20 protein-coding genes are annotated in these 16,590 nt (G+C 74.6%); 13 read left to right on the forward strand and 7 right to left on the reverse strand.

The features are described 5' to 3' along the window. Window positions 1-41: 41 nt before the first annotated feature. A complete protein-coding gene (locus ACI79C_RS07525; RefSeq protein ID WP_456945011.1) occupies window positions 42-731 on the reverse strand; it encodes a prepilin peptidase in 690 nt (229 codons plus the stop codon). A gap of 467 nt (window positions 732-1,198) precedes the next feature. On the opposite strand from ACI79C_RS07525, the gene ACI79C_RS07530 reads away from it, so the two are divergent. From ACI79C_RS07530 to ACI79C_RS07555, 6 genes are all read left to right on the forward strand, one after another. After that, window positions 1,199-2,278: a sigma-70 family RNA polymerase sigma factor gene (locus tag ACI79C_RS07530; protein WP_456945012.1), complete on the forward strand. Its 1,080-nt coding sequence runs from the start codon at window positions 1,199-1,201 to the stop codon at window positions 2,276-2,278. After that, window positions 2,275-3,174, forward strand: coding sequence for an STAS domain-containing protein (locus ACI79C_RS07535; RefSeq protein ID WP_456945013.1), 900 nt, complete (start codon window positions 2,275-2,277; stop codon window positions 3,172-3,174). The genes ACI79C_RS07530 and ACI79C_RS07535 overlap by 4 nt, the downstream gene beginning before the upstream one ends. Next, the gene (locus tag ACI79C_RS07540) at window positions 3,171-3,557 is read left to right on the forward strand and encodes an STAS domain-containing protein (RefSeq protein ID WP_456945014.1); all 387 of its coding nucleotides are present in this window, start codon (window positions 3,171-3,173) and stop codon (window positions 3,555-3,557) included. The genes ACI79C_RS07535 and ACI79C_RS07540 overlap by 4 nt, the downstream gene beginning before the upstream one ends. Further along, window positions 3,554-3,835: a phosphatase RsbU N-terminal domain-containing protein gene (locus ACI79C_RS07545; RefSeq protein WP_456945015.1), complete on the forward strand. Its 282-nt coding sequence runs from the start codon at window positions 3,554-3,556 to the stop codon at window positions 3,833-3,835. Before ACI79C_RS07540 ends, ACI79C_RS07545 begins: the two co-directional genes overlap by 4 nt. 236 nt (window positions 3,836-4,071) lie before the next feature. Then, window positions 4,072-4,272, forward strand: coding sequence for a hypothetical protein (locus tag ACI79C_RS07550; RefSeq protein WP_456945016.1), 201 nt, complete (start codon window positions 4,072-4,074; stop codon window positions 4,270-4,272). Continuing rightward, on the forward strand, window positions 4,269-4,397 hold the full coding sequence (locus tag ACI79C_RS07555) for a hypothetical protein (RefSeq protein WP_456945017.1): 129 nt from the start codon (window positions 4,269-4,271) through the stop codon (window positions 4,395-4,397). The genes ACI79C_RS07550 and ACI79C_RS07555 overlap by 4 nt, the downstream gene beginning before the upstream one ends. A 7-nt stretch (window positions 4,398-4,404) precedes the next feature. Here ACI79C_RS07555 and ACI79C_RS07560 read toward each other — a convergent pair whose 3' ends face one another. Then, window positions 4,405-4,917, reverse strand: coding sequence for a DinB family protein (locus ACI79C_RS07560; RefSeq protein WP_456945018.1), 513 nt, complete (start codon window positions 4,915-4,917; stop codon window positions 4,405-4,407). A gap of 80 nt (window positions 4,918-4,997) precedes the next feature. On the opposite strand from ACI79C_RS07560, the gene ACI79C_RS07565 reads away from it, so the two are divergent. Together ACI79C_RS07565 and ACI79C_RS07570 are read left to right on the forward strand one after the other, a co-directional pair. Next, entirely contained in the window at window positions 4,998-5,966 is a 969-nt protein-coding gene (locus tag ACI79C_RS07565; RefSeq protein ID WP_456945019.1) for a zinc-binding dehydrogenase, read from the forward strand. 45 nt (window positions 5,967-6,011) lie between these two features. Continuing rightward, a complete protein-coding gene (locus ACI79C_RS07570) occupies window positions 6,012-6,230 on the forward strand; it encodes a hypothetical protein (RefSeq protein ID WP_456945020.1) in 219 nt (72 codons plus the stop codon). A gap of 33 nt (window positions 6,231-6,263) precedes the next feature. Here the strand turns inward: ACI79C_RS07570 and ACI79C_RS07575 are convergent, their stop codons facing one another. Next, window positions 6,264-6,956, reverse strand: a complete 693-nt coding sequence (locus ACI79C_RS07575) for a response regulator (RefSeq protein WP_456945021.1) — start codon at window positions 6,954-6,956, stop codon at window positions 6,264-6,266. A 205-nt stretch (window positions 6,957-7,161) separates the two neighbouring features. Continuing rightward, on the reverse strand, window positions 7,162-8,619 hold the full coding sequence (locus ACI79C_RS07580; RefSeq protein ID WP_456945022.1) for a protein adenylyltransferase SelO: 1,458 nt from the start codon (window positions 8,617-8,619) through the stop codon (window positions 7,162-7,164). Between the two features lie 265 nt (window positions 8,620-8,884). On the opposite strand from ACI79C_RS07580, the gene ACI79C_RS07585 reads away from it, so the two are divergent. After that, entirely contained in the window at window positions 8,885-9,361 is a 477-nt protein-coding gene (locus ACI79C_RS07585; protein ID WP_456945023.1) for a DoxX family protein, read from the forward strand. A gap of 9 nt (window positions 9,362-9,370) precedes the next feature. On the opposite strand, the gene ACI79C_RS07590 is transcribed toward ACI79C_RS07585, so the two are convergent. After that, window positions 9,371-11,158, reverse strand: coding sequence for a GmrSD restriction endonuclease domain-containing protein (locus tag ACI79C_RS07590; RefSeq protein WP_456945024.1), 1,788 nt, complete (start codon window positions 11,156-11,158; stop codon window positions 9,371-9,373). A 384-nt stretch (window positions 11,159-11,542) separates the two neighbouring features. On the opposite strand from ACI79C_RS07590, the gene ACI79C_RS07595 reads away from it, so the two are divergent. The 3 genes from ACI79C_RS07595 (at window position 11,543) to ACI79C_RS07605 (ending at window position 13,616) form a co-directional block, all read left to right on the forward strand. Beyond that, a complete protein-coding gene (locus ACI79C_RS07595) occupies window positions 11,543-11,953 on the forward strand; it encodes a YciI family protein (protein WP_456945025.1) in 411 nt (136 codons plus the stop codon). Window positions 11,954-11,959: 6 nt separating this feature from the next. Beyond that, window positions 11,960-13,183, forward strand: a complete 1,224-nt coding sequence (locus ACI79C_RS07600) for an RNA polymerase sigma factor (RefSeq protein ID WP_456945026.1) — start codon at window positions 11,960-11,962, stop codon at window positions 13,181-13,183. Between the two features lie 262 nt (window positions 13,184-13,445). After that, window positions 13,446-13,616 (forward strand): VOC family protein, encoded by a 171-nt coding sequence (locus tag ACI79C_RS07605; RefSeq protein WP_456945155.1) that lies wholly within the window; start codon window positions 13,446-13,448, stop codon window positions 13,614-13,616. Window positions 13,617-13,733: 117 nt separating this feature from the next. Here the strand turns inward: ACI79C_RS07605 and ACI79C_RS07610 are convergent, their stop codons facing one another. Continuing rightward, on the reverse strand, window positions 13,734-14,300 hold the full coding sequence (locus ACI79C_RS07610; protein ID WP_456945027.1) for a dihydrofolate reductase family protein: 567 nt from the start codon (window positions 14,298-14,300) through the stop codon (window positions 13,734-13,736). 509 nt (window positions 14,301-14,809) lie between these two features. On the opposite strand from ACI79C_RS07610, the gene ACI79C_RS07615 reads away from it, so the two are divergent. Then, on the forward strand, window positions 14,810-15,253 hold the full coding sequence (locus tag ACI79C_RS07615; RefSeq protein WP_456945028.1) for a nuclear transport factor 2 family protein: 444 nt from the start codon (window positions 14,810-14,812) through the stop codon (window positions 15,251-15,253). A 722-nt stretch (window positions 15,254-15,975) separates the two neighbouring features. Here ACI79C_RS07615 and ACI79C_RS07620 read toward each other — a convergent pair. Next, a complete protein-coding gene (locus tag ACI79C_RS07620; protein ID WP_456945029.1) occupies window positions 15,976-16,338 on the reverse strand; it encodes a hypothetical protein in 363 nt (120 codons plus the stop codon). Window positions 16,339-16,590 lie beyond the last annotated feature (252 nt).

Genomic DNA, 16,590 nt, shown 5'->3' on the forward strand with positions numbered 1-16,590 from the left:
CGATCACGCGCCCGTGACGCGCGACCGGCGTCAGTCCCCCGTCAGGACAGCAGCGCGCTCCAGCCGATGGCGACGGCGGCGCCGGCCAGCATGGCCGGGCCGAAGGGCAGCTCACCGCGCAGCCCGATGCGCCGCGTGGCGAGCAGGCCGAGGGCCACGGCGGCCTGCAGGACGAACCCGGCCAGTGCCCCGGCGAGGACCGCGCCCCAGCCGAGCCAGCCCAGGCAGAGGCCCAGCACGGCGGCGAGCTTGACGTCGCCCATGCCGAGTGCCCCCGGGGAGACCAGCGCCAGGACGAGGAAGACGGCGAAGAGGACGACGGCACCCGCCCCGGCCAGCAGCAGCGAGTCCCAGGCCCCCTCGACCGCGGCGGGGACCACCAGGAGCGCCGCCGACCCGCCGAGGGCCGGCAGCACCACGCGGTTGGGCAGCACCCGGTGCCGGAGGTCGATCACGGCCAGCAGCAGCCCGGCAGTGGCGAGCAGGAGGAACGCGGGGAGCTCCCAGGAGATCCCGAAGCGCAGTGCCGTGAGGCCGAACAGCAGTGCCGCGGCGACCTCCGGGAACGGCCGCCCGACGGCGCCCCGTCCGGGCCCGAGGACCTCGCGGATGCGGGCCTGCGCCCGCCACGGGTAGCGGCCCGCGGCCCGGGCGATGAGCGTCCCCACGGGCACGCCGAGGACCGCCGCGACGACGGCGACGACCACGCTCCCCGGGCCCGCTGCTCCCATGGCGGGAACGATGGCACGGCGACGGCCCGCACCCCGGGAGCCCGGCCTCACCATGTCGAGGGAGATCCGTGCGCGCATCGGGCAGGGCCGGCCGGCGGACCGGGGTCAGGGGTCCGCCGGCCGGCGATCCTCAGTTCTGCCGCAGCGTGACCGGCCCCTGGTCGGTCGTGCAGACGGTCTCCGTCGCGCCGCTGCGGCGGCGGTGGTGCACGAGATGAGACGGGTCCCGGCCCGCGCCCTGACGCGGGCGGGACGCCCGGGCGTGGCGCGTGCCGCAGCGGCTCCCCACGCTGGTGAGTCCGGGAACCCGGCAGCGGTCAGCTCTGCGGGACGCGGGAGGACGCGGGTCCGGCACGACCGTCATCCACCGTCGTCGGCGGCGTCGGCATCCGGAACGTCCTGGTCCGGGGGCCGCACTGGACCGTTCCGCGCGCCGAGGCGGAGGTGACAGAGGTAGCGTCCGGCGGGTGGCGGCCGTCGAGCCGGTGGGCACCCCCGACGAGGGCAGCGCGTCTCCGGACGTCGCAGCCCTGATCCCGCTCGTCCGCCGCATCGTGGCCTCCCGCGTCCCGGACGCGGCCACCGCCGACGACCTGGTCCAGGAGACGCTGGCCCGCCTGCTCGCCGCGTCCGACCGGATCGAGCCCGGCATGCTCGAGCCCTACGCCATCGTGACCGCGCGCAACGTGGTCGCCTCCCTGTGGCGGGACCAGGACCGGCAGCGGCGCAACCAGCACCGCGTCATCGACCTGCGACCCCCACCGGCCCCCGACGAGGACGTCCTCGCCCAGGAGGACCGGGCGGCGGTCGCGGAGGCGCTCGACCGGCTGTCCGACCGCGAGCGGAGCACGCTGCTCGCCCACGAGGTCGCCGGCCAGGACACCCGCTCGCTGGCCGCCGAGCTCGGCTCCACGGCCGGTGCGGTCGCGGCCCAGCTCAACCGCACCCGGGCCCGGCTCCGGGTGGAGTACCTGCTGGTGTCCGAGCGGGTGGAGCCGCCGACCGAGCGGTGCCGACCGGTGCTGATGGCCCTCTCCAGCGGCGACCGGCGCCGCCAGCGGGAGGTCGACGCGGCCCGTCACCTGCTGGAGTGCGAGGTCTGCGCGCGCCTCGCCGGGCCGCTGCTGGAGCGGGGACGGTCCCGGGACGACGAGGTGCGCGTCCCCGTCCGGACCGACGCCGACGTCGTCGCCGCACGGCAGGCCGCCCGGGAGATCGCCACCCGGCTGGGCTTCTCGCCCACCGACATCACGCTGATCGCCACCGCCGTCTCCGAGGTGGCCCGCAACATCGTGCGCTTCGCCGACACCGGCGAGGTGGTGGTGGCCGAGCTGGCCGAGCCGCGCTGCGGCATCTCGATCGTCGCCCGCGACGCCGGCCCGGGGATCCCCGACGTGGAGCAGGCGCTGCAGGACGGCTACAGCACCTACCAGGGGCTCGGGCTGGGGCTGCCCGGCGCCCGGCGGCTGATGGACGAGTTCGCGGTGGTCTCCGAGACCGGCCGCGGGACGACGGTGACCATGACGAAGTGGCGGGGTGAGGCATGACCCGGAACGAGAACCCGACCGTGACCGCGGCGCCGGCGGACGGCCATCTCGACCAGGACGGCCTGCTCCCGCAGCTGGTCGCGCACCTGCGCGAGCACCGGACGCGGCTGCGGCAGGAGTGGGCCCGGCGCATCCAGGAGGCGCACCTCCTGCAGGCGATGACGTCGCAGGAGATGGCCGCCGAGACCACGCTGGTCTACGACAACTACGTCGAGGTGCTGGAGACCGGCAGCGTGGAGGCGCTGCAGCACTACGCGCGCGACCTGTCCGAGCGGATCATCCCGCGCGGCGTGGAGACCCACGAGGTCGTCGGGATCGTCCTGCTGCTCCGCGACGTCCTGGCCCGGTCGCTGTTCGAGAAGTACCAGCGCGACTTCGCCCTGCTCAACCGGGTGCTCGACGCCTACGAGCCCGCCGCCAACCGGATCGCCAACACCGTCGCGGTGAGCTTCGTCGAGGAGCGGGAACGGGTCATCCGCCAGCAGCAGGACTCCATCCGCGAGCTGTCCACCCCGGTGCTGCCGGTACGGGAGCGGCTGCTCATCCTGCCGATCATCGGGATGCTCGACCGCGAGCGCGCCCGGCAGCTGACCGTGCAACTGCTCAGCGGCATCCGCACGCACCGGGCGAAGGTCGTGGTCGTCGACATCACCGGCGTCCCGGACGTCGACGAGTCCGTCGCCAACCACCTGGTGCGGACCGTGGACGCCTCGCGGCTGATGGGCGCCAGCGTGATCATCACCGGGCTGTCGCCGGAGATCGCCCAGACGCTGGTCACCATCGGCGTCGACCTGTCGAAGATGAACACCATCGGCGATCTGCAGGGCGGCCTGGAAGAGGCCGAGCGGCTGCTGGGCTACGCGGTCAGCCGGGACGACGGGGGCGGTGGGACGTGACCGGCCCGCGGCTGTTCTCGATCCTGCGGCAGGGGCCCTACCTGATCGCCTCGGTGCACACCGCGCTGGACGACTCGCAGCTGGTGCGGTTCCAGCGCGACCTCGTGGACCGGATCGGCGCCGACCGCGCCCGGGGCGTCGTGATCGACGTCGCCGCCCTCGACGTCCTGGACTCCTTCGGCACCCGGACCCTGCGCGGCATCGCCGAGATGGCGCGGCTGCGCGGTGCGGTCACCGTCATCGTCGGCATCCAGCCCGACGTCGCCTACACCATGGTCGAGCTCGGCATGGACACCGGATCGGTGACCACCGCGCTGGACCTGGAGGAGGGGCTCGCCGAGCTCGACCGGCTGCTGGCGACGCGGCCGGTCCCGGGGGCATGAGGGGGCACGCGGACCTGCTGCGGGACTACCGGGCGGCCTTCCTGCGGTACCTGTCCCGGCACGAGGAGACCTCCCTCACCGCCGGCTACCAGCTCGGCCGCACCGCGCTGGCCGCCGGGCGCAGCCTGCTGGAGGTCGTGCAGGTCCACCACGAGGTCCTCACCGAGGTGCTGCGGGACACCGCGGCCGACGAGGTCCCCGTGGTGGCGCGCTCGGCGTCGTCCTTCCTGCTCGAGGTGCTGGCCAGCTACGACATGGCCCGGCGCGGCCCGTCCTGACCCCTCCGCGTCATCCCGCGGCGGCCGGCGCGTCTTCCTCATGACGGTCCGGCGAAGTCGACGAGGGGAATGCCACTGTGACGAGGCGACGCTCCGAGGACGACGGGGACCAGCTGCCGCGGTGCGGTGCGGTGCACTCGAGGACGGCCGCTCCGGCCGGGTGCGGCGACCGCGTCCCGTCGGGTGGCCGTCGGCCGGCCCAGCGACCGGATTCGGGCCCGGGCCTCATTGAGCAGTTGCGGCAGGCGGCGGTCTACGTCGAGACGGCGGCGGTGCTGGAGCGGCGGGCGGGGCGCGCCGACGACCCCGCGCTGGCCGCGCTGCTGCGCGAGCGGGCCGACGTGCGCCGGCGGACCGCGGAGCGGCTGCGGGCCGCGCTGGCCGAGCAGCGGCCACTCCCCCGCGCGCTGCCCGCCGCGGACTGGGAGTGGTCGTGAGCCCGCTGGCCTGGGCCCTGGCGGCGTGGGCCGTCGCCACCGCCGGGACGGCGACCTGGTACGCCCGCGCCTTCGCCCGCACCGCCCGCGGAGCGCCGCCGTCCGGCTCCCGGCACCGGCGCTGACGCCGGCTCAGTAGTAGCCGCGGGCGCCGTCCAGCTGCTCCCGGATCAGGTCCAGGTGCCCGACGTGCCGGGCGACCTCCTCGACGACGTGGATGAGCATCCAGCGCAGGGTGAGGCCGTCGGCGCCGTACTCCGTGTTCTGCCCGAGCGCGTCCAGCGACCACTCGGCGACGATGCCGTCGGAGACGGCGCACTGGCGGGCGTACTCGTCGAGCAGCACCGGCAGCGGGGTGTCCCCGACCTGGAAGTCGGCCTCCGGGACGTCGCCGAACTGCGGGTTGACGCCGGAGGGCCGGTCGAGGAAGAGGACCTCGAACCAGCAGTGCTCGACCCAGCGCAGGTGGGAGACCAGTCCCGCGACGGTCATCACCGGCGACGTGGGCAGCACCGCGCGGTGGGCGTCGTCCTCGGAGAGGCCCTCGCACTTGTAGGGGACCAGCGCGCGCTGCAGGTCCAGCCAGCCGAGCAACTGGGTCCGTTCGTCGGCCATCCCGGGCGGGCGGGTGCGGGGAGGGGTCACCCCCGGAGACCGTAGTGCCGCCGCGGCCGCGGTGCCCCATGCTCGGGGCGGCACCATCGAGCGGCTCGCGGGAGGACGCAGTGCGACGCATCGTGTGCCAGGAGTTCGGCCCGGTCGACCGACTGGAGCTGGTGGAGGAGGCCGATCGGGAACCGGGGCCGGGCGAGGTCGCCGTCGCCGTGGAGGCGGCGGCGGTCAGCTTCGTCGACGGGCTCATCGTGCAGGGGCGCTACCAGGTGCGACCGCCGCTCCCCCACACCCCGGGGACGGCGGTGGCCGGCCGGGTGCGCTCGGTGGGCCCGGACGTGGCCGGCGTCGCCGCCGGGGACCCGGTGGTGGTGCTGTCGATGGCCGGCGGGGGGTTCACGACCGACCTGGTCGCACCGGCCATCGCGGTCGTCCCGCTCCCGGCCGGCCTGGCGCCCGCACGAGCCGTCACCGCGGTCGAGAACTACAGCACGATGAGCTTCGCCCTCGCTTCCCGCGTGCCGGTCCGCGCCGGTGAGTGGGTGCTGGTCCTCGGGGCCGGGGGTGGGATCGGCCTCGCCGCCGTGGACGTCGCCCGTGCGGCCGGCGCGCGGGTCGTGGCGGCGGCGTCGACCGCGGCCAAGCGGGCCGCCGCGGAGGCGGCCGGCGCCGAGGTGACCCTCGACTACAGCGACCTCAAGGCCCGCGTGCGGGAGGTCACCGGCGGCGGGGCGGACGTCGTCGTCGACCCGGTCGGGGGGTCGCTGGCCGAGGAGGCGCTCCGTTCCCTGACCGCCGGCGGCCGGTTCTGCGTGCTCGGGTTCGCCGGCGGCGAGATCCCGCGGCTGCCGGCCAACATCGTGCTGCTGCGCAACCGCAGCGTGGTCGGCGTCGACTGGGGCCACTGGGCGCGGACCGACCCCGGGGCGGCGACCGCCCTCCTGGCCGGCGTGCTGGGCCGTGTCGCGGGTGGCGAACTGCACCCACCGGCGCCCACCTGCCTCCCGCTGGAGCAGGCGGCGGACGCCCTCGCCCGCCTCGCCCGCCGGGAGGTCGTCGGCAAGCTCGCGCTCGTCCCCTGACGACGCCGGTGCATCCACCGCGGCCCCGCGGGCCGAAGTGGGGGCGTGGAGTTCCAGGCGCCCCACCCGGACTGGGTCCTCCAGCCCCTGCTCGACGCCGGACTCGCGGCCGAGCGGATCCGCACCCTGGTCGACCGGCTCGGCTTCGAGGTCATCGCCCGGGAGGGCTCCCCCTCGGAGGCCGACCTCAGGACGGTGGTGGCCGATCAGCCGCCGGCCGTCCGGTCGGCCTGGGTGGAGGTCCTCAGCCGGTTGATCGTCTGAGCCCTCCGGCGCGGCCGTCCCGGCAGCTGGCGGTCACTCCGGAGCGGGGGACAGCAGGCCGAGCTGCTGGGCCTTGACGACGGCCTCCAGCTGCGACCGGACGCCGAGCTTGACGTGCAGCGACTTCACGTAGCCCCGGCACGTCTCCAGGGTGATCCCGAGGACCCGGGCGATGGCCTTCACCTGCATGCCCTGGCCCAGGCAGTCGAGGACCTCCTGCTCACGGCGGGTCAGGGTCGGCCGCGGCTCGTTGACCGGCACGGGCCGCCTCCCGGGGGTCGGCCCGGCGGAGAAGGTGGACGGTGCGACGAGCATCTGGCCGCCCCGCACGCGGGTGAGGACGTCGATCATCTCGGCCAGCGAGCCGTCCTTGGGGATGAACGCGGACGCCCCGGCCTGCGTGGCGCGCACCACCCACTCCGGGTCGCGGTGCGCGGTGACCACCGCGACGACGGCGTCCGGGGCGACCTCGCGCAGCCGACGGGTCGCGGACAGCCCGTCCTGGCGCGGCATCTCGATGTCCATCACGACGATGTCGGGCTGCAGGTCGCCGGCCATCGCGACGGCCTGCGCGGCGGAGTGCGCCGTCCCCAGGACGTCCATCCCGGCCGCCTCCAGGGCGCCGGAGAGCAGTTCGGCGAAGGTGCGGTGGTCGTCGACGACGAGCACCCGCGGCGGGGGCGGGAAGGCGGAGCGGTCGTACGGGTGGTGCTGGGCGAGCGGCACGGTTCCCCCGTGGATCAGGCACCCCGGTGGTGGAGCGCGCCAGCATGGAACCCCGGAGTTCCGTTGGTGGGAAGGGGTCGCGCCGAACTGGTGACCCAGGTCCCTGCCCGTCGATCGCGGTCGGCTGCGCGTCGGGACGATCCGTATCGGATCAGGCGCGTTCCGGTACTGCGCCCGGATGCCACCGGACAGGGTCGCTGCCGGCTCACGTCCCGCAGTACGTCACGTAGCGGCCGGAGTCGGGGGCGGGCGCCGCGTAGCGCTCGAGGCCGGGGCGCTCGTCGAAGGGGCGGGCCAGCACCTCCAGCAACCGCTCCAGCGGGTCCAGGTCGCCGGTGGTCGCGGCGGCGAGCGCCTCCTCCACCAGGTGGTTGCGCGGGATGTAGACCGGATTGGTCCGGTCCATCAGGTCGGCGTCGGGCTCCAGGGACCGCCACCGCTCGATCCAGGCGTCGAACCCCGCGAGGTCGAGGACGAGGCGGCGCACGGGCTCGGCGTCCCCGCGCGCGGCGGTGCCGAGGAGCCGGAAGGCCGACGTGAGGTCGACGCGGTTGCGCTCCAGCAGGGTCAGCAGGTCGTCGACCAGGGGCGTGGTCACCGCGTCGTCCGGACCGTCGCGCAGGCCGAGCTTGGCGCGCATGCCGGCCGACCACGCGGCGCCGTAGTGCGAGCGGAACGCGCCGAGCGACTCGACCGCGAGGGCGACCGCCTGCTCCTGGTCGTCGGACAGCAGCGGGAGGAGGGCCTCGGCGAACCGGGCCAGGTTCCACTCGGTCACGACCGGCTGGTTGCCGTAGGCATAGCGCCCGCTCTCGTCGATGGAGCTGAACACCGTGGCGGGGTCGTACGCGTCGAGGAAGGCGCAGGGCCCGTAGTCGATGGTCTCGCCGGAGATCGTCACGTTGTCGGTGTTCATGACCCCGTGCACGAACCCGACGAGCATCCAGCGGGCCACCAGTGCCGCCTGGGCGGCGACCACCGCCTCGAACAGCGCGAGGTGGCGGTTCTCGGCCTCCGCCGCACCGGGGTGGTGCCGGGCGATCGCGTGGTCGGCCAGGCGCCGCAGCAGGTCGACGTCGTCCGTGGCGCGGGCGTACTGGAAGCTGCCGACGCGCAGGTGGCTGCTCGCGACCCGGGCGAGCACCGCGCCCGGCAGCATCGTCTCGCGGCGCACGGGACGGCCGGTCGCCACGACCGCGAGCGAGCGGGTCGTCGGGATGCCGAGGGCGTGCATCGCCTCGCTGACGACGTACTCGCGCAGCATCGGACCGACCACGGCCAGCCCGTCGCCCCCGCGGGAGAACGGCGTGCGGCCCGCACCCTTGAGGTGCAGGTCGCGCGGGCCGTCGGGGCCGTCCAGCTCACCGAGCAGCAGCGCGCGGCCGTCCCCGAGCCGCGGGGAGTACCAGCCGAACTGGTGGCCGGCGTAGGCCTGCGCCACGGGGTGGGCGTCGGCGGGCAGGGAGGTGCCCACCAGCAGGCCGATGCCCTCCGGGGTCCGCAGCGCGACCGGGTCGAGGCCGAGCTCGGTGACCAGGGACTCGTTGAGGACGAGCAGCCGCGGGTCCGGCGCCTCCGCGGCCCGCCACGGGATCGCCAGCTCCGGCAGCTCACGGGCGAAGGAGTCGTGCAGGACGACGGTCGATGCCGGGGCGAGGCTCACCCCCACCACGGTACGTACGCGGCCGCGGACCGGCTCCGCGGCGCCTTCTCCCCGCCTCTGGCCCGAGGCTTCGGCGAGGTCGTTCCAGCGCCCGTTGACCTCGAGCGCGCTTCAACTCCTACGGTCGCTCCCGCACCGACCGGCTCGATCCCGCCGATGACTTCGCGTCCGCGACGAGGTCGAAACGGAGACCGTTCGTTCGTCGTCCTGGTGAGGCTCCGCGGGCGACCGCCCGGGAGGCCGACACCCCGGAGGGACTCCGATCATGACCATCACCGACCGCACTCCGCAGACCCGGGACACCGGCCTGACCCAGACCGCCCGCGACGTCGTCCTGCTCCTCGCCCGGATCGGCCTGGGCGTGATCATGGTGGCGCACGCGAAGCTCGAGTACGACTTCGGCGGCAGCCTGAGCGGGGTCGGGCGGCTGTTCGAGCAGTCGGGCGTCCCGCTCGGCAGCGTGACCGGCCCGGCCAACGTGCTCTTCGAGCTCGTCGGCGGGATCGCGATGATCGTCGGCGCCGCGGTCCCGGTCGTCGGCGTCCTCATGGCGCTGAACATGGTCGGGGCCTGGGTCTTCGTGCACACCAGCGGCCTGTTCGCCATGGACCACAACGGCCCCGAGCTCGTCATCACGCTCGGGCTGCTGAGCCTCGTGCTCGCGGTGACCGGCTCGGGCCGCCTCGGGGTCGACCACCTGGTCGCCCGGCGCCTCCGCCGCCGGTCACACCGGGCAGCCTGACCAGCCGGCTCACTCGCAGCCGACGCCGTCCTCGTCCCGGTCGAACTTCGGCTGCCAGCCGGGGTCCCCGGGGTGGATGGGGGCAGCGCCGGCGGCCCGCACCGCATCGCAGTTCCGGTAGTGGACGTCGGGCGCAGGTGCAGGTGCAGGTGCAGGTGCCGGAGCAGGGGCCGGGGCCGGAACGGGAGCCGGGGCCGGTCGCGGTGCGGGGGCGGGGGCCGGTCGCGGTGCCGGCACCGGGACGACGTCGGTGCCGGGCTCCTCGGCGGGGACCGGCACCGGGACGACCTGGGGAGCCGGGGAGCTCTCCGGCGCGGGCTTGGGCAGCGTGGCGACCACGCCGCCGGGCAGCGGCTCGTCCGGGCAGGCGGTGAGCACGGTCGCGATGGCGTTCTCCTCCGCCTGGGTCATCCACAGCCCGTAGCTGACCTTCACCGCGACCTGCCGGGCGACGTAGGCGCACCGGTAGGCGGTGTTCGGCGGCAGCCAGGTGGCCGCGTCGCCGTCGCCCTTCTGCATGTTGAGCGGGCCGTCGACGGCGAGCAGGTTGAGCGGGTCGTTGGCGAAGGCGGTGCGCCGGGCGGTGTCCCAGCCCTGGGCGCCCTTCTGCCAGGCGTCCGACAGCGCGACGACGTGGTCGATCTGCACGTCGTCGCTGGTGTCCTGCCCGCGCTGGAAGGAGATGGTCGTGGCGGAGTAGGGGTCGGCCAGGGTGCCCATCAGGACGACGCAGTCCCGGGTGCCCGGCTTGACCGTCTCCCCCGTCAGGTCGCGGGCGAGGACGTCGTTGCGGGTGTCGCACCCGTTGCGGTCGGTGTCCACCCACCCGCTGCCGAACAGGTCCCGGTCGTACCCGGTCCGCGGCGCCCGGCCCTTGACCTCGACGGCGGCCAGCGCGGCCAGTGCCGAGGTCCGCGCCGCCTCCTGCACGGCGGTCTGCGTGGCGCCGTCGGACAGCAGCCCGGTCGTCCGGTCGACCCCGGCGACGGCCCGCTCGTCGGTCTCCGCCTCCACGAGCGCGGCCTCGGCGGCGGCGATGTCCGCCTCCGAGGTCGACGGGCTCGCCGGCGCGGGGGCGGGGGCCGACGGCAGCGGCTCGCTCCTGGCCGTGGCGGCGGTCGGGGTCGGCAGGAGCGTGCCGCCGGCGACCACCAGCGCCAGGCCACCGGCCGCGACGGCCCCGCTCACACCGCGCGTGGCGATGCGGACCCAGGGAGCCCGGCCGCGGACGAGGGCGATCCCGCCCACGGCGGCGACGGCGAGCCCGCCGAGGACGAGGGCGCCGCCGGCCCCGCCGGTCAGCGCGCCGAGCAGGACCAGGACCGCCACGACGGCGGCGGCGACGGCCGGCCGGCGCGGACCCGCTGCGGGCCCTCCCCCGGCCCGGAGGGGCGCGTGCCCGGGTGCCGCGGGGCCGGCCGGCGGCGCCACAGCGATCGGTCGAGCCTCGCCGGGGCGCACCGCGCGGGCGTGGGCCCAGGTGGCGACGGCCTCGAGCACCTGCCGCTCGACCGTGCCCAGCGGGAACTGCACGCCGCGTGGTGTCGGCACGGCTCCGGGCAGCGAGGCGGCGAAGTCGCGCACCTGCGTGCCGTTGGCGACGAGCCGATTGCCCTCCAGGTACAGCGTCACCGGGACGCTGGCCCACCGGGCGTCGAGCACCAGCCGGATGTACCTCGCCTGGCCGCTGCCTCGCGGGGGAACGGGCTCGTAGCCCAGCGCCACGGCCTGCTCGGCGGCCCGCCGCATGAGCGTGTTGCCGGACCTGCCCTCGTGGTGGGCCAGGATCGCACCCACAGCCGGATCGAACACGCGTGCCCCCGCTCCCCCGTGGCTCGTCGTCCCCACCCCGTCGGGGACCGGTTCCGAGCCCGGCGGAGTGTCACCCACGCGGGCGGCTCGCCGGAAGCACGGCTCGAGGCGCACCTCCCCCCGCGCGCCCCAGGGACCCCAGCCGTCACCTGCGTCGTCGTGCCCCCAGCCGCCTCGGGAGCAGCGGCCCGGGACCCCCAGGTCTGGGGGGCCGGCACCGGTTCCGCCGTTCGCCGTCCGCCCGGTCCGGACCGCCCGCGCTGAGGATCCCCGCGCCGGACGGGTGGTTGCATGTCGAGGACCCCGAACCGGCTCCGCTCACCAGGTGAGGGCCACGACAGGCGCGGCCCACGAGACCCGGAGGCCACCATGCCGAAGTACCTGCTCCTCAAGCACTACCGCGGCGGCCCGGAGCCGCACCGCCCCTTCCCCCCGATGGACCAGTGGGCCCCCGAGGACGTCGAGGCGCACATGGCCTTCCTGAAGCACGTCAACCAGTTGCTCGAGGAGAACGGCGAGCTCGTCGACGTGCAGGCGCTCACGCCGGTCCAGACGTGGGTGCGCTACGGCGGTCCGGACGCCGCGCCGGTCACCACCGACGGGCCGCTGCCCGAGACCAGTGACCTCGTGGCGGGCTGGTACATGGTCGACGTCGAGTCGCGCGAGCGCGCGCTCGAGATCGCGGCCCACATCTCTTCCGAGCCCGGCCCGGGCGGAGGGCCGCTGTACGAGTGGATCGACGTCCGGGAGGTCATGTCCGGGACGCCGGCGGACGGCTGATCGGGCGTGGTCGACGAGCCGACGCGACCGGGGGACGAGGGCGCGCTGCGCGCTCTCGTCCCCCGGGTGCTCGCGGGCCTGGTCCGGCGGGGCGAGGACTTCGACGCCGCCGAGGACGCGCTGCAGGAGGCGTTGCTGGAGGCGCTGCGGGTGTGGCCCGAGCACCCCCCGCGCGATGCGCGCGCGTGGCTGACGACGGTCGCCACCCGGCGGCTCGTCGACGCCCGCCGCAGCGAGGCCGCCCGGGCCCGGCGCGAGGAGGTGACGTACGCCGAGCCGCCACCCGGCGCGACCGAGGAGGGTGACGACACCCTCTTCCTGCTCTTCTGCTGCTGCTCCCCCGACCTCGCACCCGCCTCCCAGGTGGCGCTGACCCTGCGCGCCGTCGGCGGCCTCACCACCCGGGAGATCGCGGACGCCTTCTACGTCCCGGAGGCGACCATGGCGCAGCGGATCAGCCGGGCCAAGCGGGCCCTGCAGGGGCGCCGGCTGGACTCCCCCGGCGACCTCGCCGTCGTGTTGCGCGTGCTCTACCTCGTCTACACGGCCGGCCACGCGGGCCGGGTGGACCTGGCCGCCGAGGCGATCCGGCTCGCCCGCCAGCTCACCCTCGCCACCGAGGAGCCGGAGGCCCGGGGGCTGCTCGCGCTGATGCTCCTCAACCACGCCCGCCTCCCGGCGCGACGGGACGCGGAGGGGCGCCTGGTCCCGCTCGACCGCCAGGACCGCGGCCTGTGGGACACCCGTCAGATCGCCGAGGGGGTGCGCGTCCTGCAGTCGGCGCTGGCGCTCCAGCGTCCCGGCCGCTACCAGGTCGAGGCCGCCATCGCCGCGCTGCACGACGACGCCGCGAGCGCCGAGGAGACCGACTGGCCGCAGATCCTCGCCTGGTACGACGACCTCGTCGCACTCAGCGACGACCCGGTGCGCCAGGACCCCGCCGCGGTCCTCGGGCGCGCGGTCGCCGTCGGCCACGTCCTCGGCCCCGCCGCCGGGCTGCGCGAGACCGACCGGCTGCGCGAGGTGCTCGGCGAGCGGCACCGGTGGCACGCCGTCCGCGGCCACCTGCACGAGCTCGCCGGCGACCTGCCCGCCGCCGGCGCGGCGTACGCGGAGGCCGCCGGTCGCGCCACGGACGTCGCCGAGCGCGACCACCTGGTCCGCCAGGCCGCCCGCGCGCGGGCCAGGACCACGGAGGGGACCTCGTCCGGAGGAGGGAGACCCGCATGACGATCCGACGCCTGGAGGACGTGGGCATCGTGGTCGACGACCTCTCGGCCGCGACCGACTTCTTCGTCCAGCTCGGGCTCGGGCTCCTGGGGAGGGGTCCGGTCGAGGGCGACTGGGTCGACCGCGTCGTGGCGCTCGAGGGCGTCCGCGTGGAGGTCGCGATGCTCCAGACCGCGGACGGTCACGGCCGGCTCGAGCTGATGCGTTCCACTCCCCGCCTGCGCGGGCCGGTGACCAGGACGCGCCGCCGAACACCCTGGGCATCCGCCGGGTCGCCTTCGCCGTCGACGACATCGACGCCGCCGTGGCCGGGCTGCGCGCCCGCGGCACGGAGCTCGTGGGCGAGGTGGTGCGCTACGAGGACAGCTACCGGCTCTGCTACGTCCGCGGCCCCGAGGGGATCATCGTCATGCTCGCGGAGCAGCTCGGCTGAGGGCCCGCCCGCTGGAACGCAGGCACCGGACGAGCCGGAGGGCGTGCCCTGAGGCGGGGTCCCACCGCGTGGGACCCGCCTCAGGGCACAGCGTTCCGCTGTGCCAGGCGCCGACCTCTAGGGACGTCGGACGGCGTAGCGCAGCAGGACGACACCGTTGCCGAACCGCCGGTTCTCCACCAGCTCCAGGTCGGTCGGGTGGTCGGCGGTCTCGAAGAGCCGTCGACCGCGGCCGAGGACGACCGGGTTGACGTAGAGCCGGTACTCGTCGACCAGGTCCAGTCGGCGGAAGGTCTCGGCCAGGTCGACCCCGCCGACCGTCATGTCCCCGCCGGGCTGCTGCTTCAGTGCGCGGATCTCGTCGGGGTCCACCTCTCTCCGCAGCGAGGCGTTGGGGCCGACCTCCTGCAGCGTGCGGGAGAACACGATCTTCGGCACCGCCCGCCAGATGCCGGCGAACGCGCGCACGGTAGGCGAGAGGTCCGGGTCCTGGTCGGCGGTCGGCCAGAACGCCTCCATGCCCTCGTAGGTGACCCGGCCCTCGATGAAGGCGCCGTGGGTCGCGAGGTGCTCGTTGAAGTGTGCGTGCAGCTCCTCGTCGACCCGGTGCCAGCTCAGGTCGTGGTCCGGCCCCTCGAAGTAGCCGTCCAGCGACAGCCCCATGTGCACGACGATCTTCCGCATGCGTCCTCCTGGTCGCGACTCGGACTGGGAACTCGGACCGGCGGACGCCGACGATCTCATCGGTCCCGCCGTCGTGTGGAAGGGATCGAAGACGCCCACCTCTGCGCTCTCCTGCAGGCAGAGCGGGCGACGGAGGAGTTGGCCTGTACGCCGGGGACCGTGACGGTCCATCTCACCATCGTCGGGCGCCGTTCAGTACGGCAGTTGCGCAACGGTTGTGCCGTTGGCGGCACGCGGCCGCGGCTGGATGTTTGCGGCCCACTTGCGGACTCTGTGCGGACTGAGAGCCGCTGTAAGGCGAGTGAGCGCTGCCCACCGCGTGTCCCTGAAGGCGGCCTCAGGGACAGGCCGCCACCCCGGAGGCGACGCAACCGAACAGGCAGCTCACGGCTGGGCAGACCGGGTTGCCCTCACCAGTACACGTTTGGGGCCAGGGCGGCTGGTCGCGAGCTGCTCGGAAGGCCACCATGGCCGAGTCCTGACAACGAGGGCTTGTCAAGGAGGACGACATGACCACCACGGCGCCCGTGCCCGGAGCTCAGATGTCTCAGGAGCGCATGGACGCACTCGTCGACGGCCACTACCGAGCGGAGGAAACCGGCGATCTGGCCGCGCTCGTTGCGGGCTTTCAGCCCGATGCCGAGCACGACGTCGTCGGGCGCCCCGGCCCGACGCTGCACGGTACGTCAGAGATCGAGCAGTTCTACCGCGCGCTGTTCGCTGACTTGCGGATCGATCGCTTCGAACCCGTCCGCCGTCGGTACGGCGCCGACCACGTAGTTGACGAGTCGGTCCTGCACGCCACCGCGGTGGGGCGCCCATTCGGTATGGACGGGCAGGGCCGACCGGTGCACACCCGCTTCTTGCACATCTTCGACTTCCGCGATGGCCTGATCAGCCGAGAGAGCGCCTGGATCGATCTTGCCGCGATCCAACAGCAGTTGAGCCCCTAGCTGGTGATGCGGCCGGCACGTGTCGTCCTGCCGAGTAGGCGCAGGGCGAGGATCCCGCCGTGTCCGGTGGGCGCAGTGCCAGGGGAGCCTGCAGGTCCCTGCCGTGTCCCTGAGTGGGCCGCTTGGGGACACTTCCCCCTCGGACGGGCGAGCGCAGGACGGGTAGCCGCCCGATAGGTTGCGCGACTGGCACCCTGGCGGCGTGACCTCGGTGGGCCCCACCCGGTGCGACTCCGCCGCTTCCGACACCTCGAGCAGTGTGGCCACTCCGGGAAGCGCGGCCGTCGACAGCTACAGCCGCCGGCTGGCCAGGCGTTGCAGCGGCCGCGATGACGGTCCTCGTGGCTGGCGCTGTCCGTCTCGTCAGCGAGTCGCCGGTCGCGACCTGGCTGTGCGTGCCGTCGGCGGTCATCGTGACGGCGTTGCTCGTCGGGGCGAGGCGACTCCTGAGTCGGCGCGGTCGGACGCTGCTGATTGCAGGTGCTGCCGGAGCGCTCGTCATCGTGAGCGTCGGAGCCTTCCTGGATCCGGAGCTTCGTGCTGAGGGCATGGCCGGTGTCTTGGTCTGGGTGGCTCTCGCGAGCCTGGTGCCCCTCGCTGCTGGAGTCTTGACGGCATCGCCCCGTGTCAGGGGATGGCTGGCCAAGCGCTAGAGAGCGGGTTCGAGGTGTCCTCAAGTGGGCCGCTCTGGGACACCCGGTCGGCTCGCCGGAAGCACGGCTTCAGGGCTGTTGCCTGCGCTCAAGAGCGACGGTGCCGGCACTCGCTGCCAGGCCGGCGACAGCGGCGACCAACATGCCGATCTTGACCCCGTCCGCCACACCATCGTCGGGGGCGACGAGCCAGAAGACAGCCAGGAGGGCGATGCAGACAGCGCCCCCCGCACGCGCCGACGTTGACCGGGTGCCGACGACAAGGACGACCGCCGCCGCGATCGAAAGGGCGATGCCGAGCATTCCCAGGAGACCCGCGCCGATGTTCGCGCCGTCCTCGGGAGCTGTAGAGACAACCGCGATCGCGAAGACGATCCATGTACCGATCGCCACGGCAGCGACGGCGACACCCCACTTCTGGATCGCAGTCACGGCGCAATCCCGACCAGGCGTGCGCGCGCCATCATGACGACCATGATGCGCAGAGTGTCCCCAACTGGGCCGCTCAGAGACACGAGGGCCGCTGACCCCGGGTGGCACCAGCGGGGATGTCGGAGCGGCGATCCGCGCCTTGCCCGGGCTTCTCCCGCGCAGATGGACCTCGAGCGTGAGCACACCCGGGGACCGGCGCCCGAGGCCGAAGTACTGGTTCGTCTTCGGAACCATCTGGGCGGTACTTGCCAC

This window comes from Geodermatophilus sp. SYSU D00697, assembly GCF_054050175.1.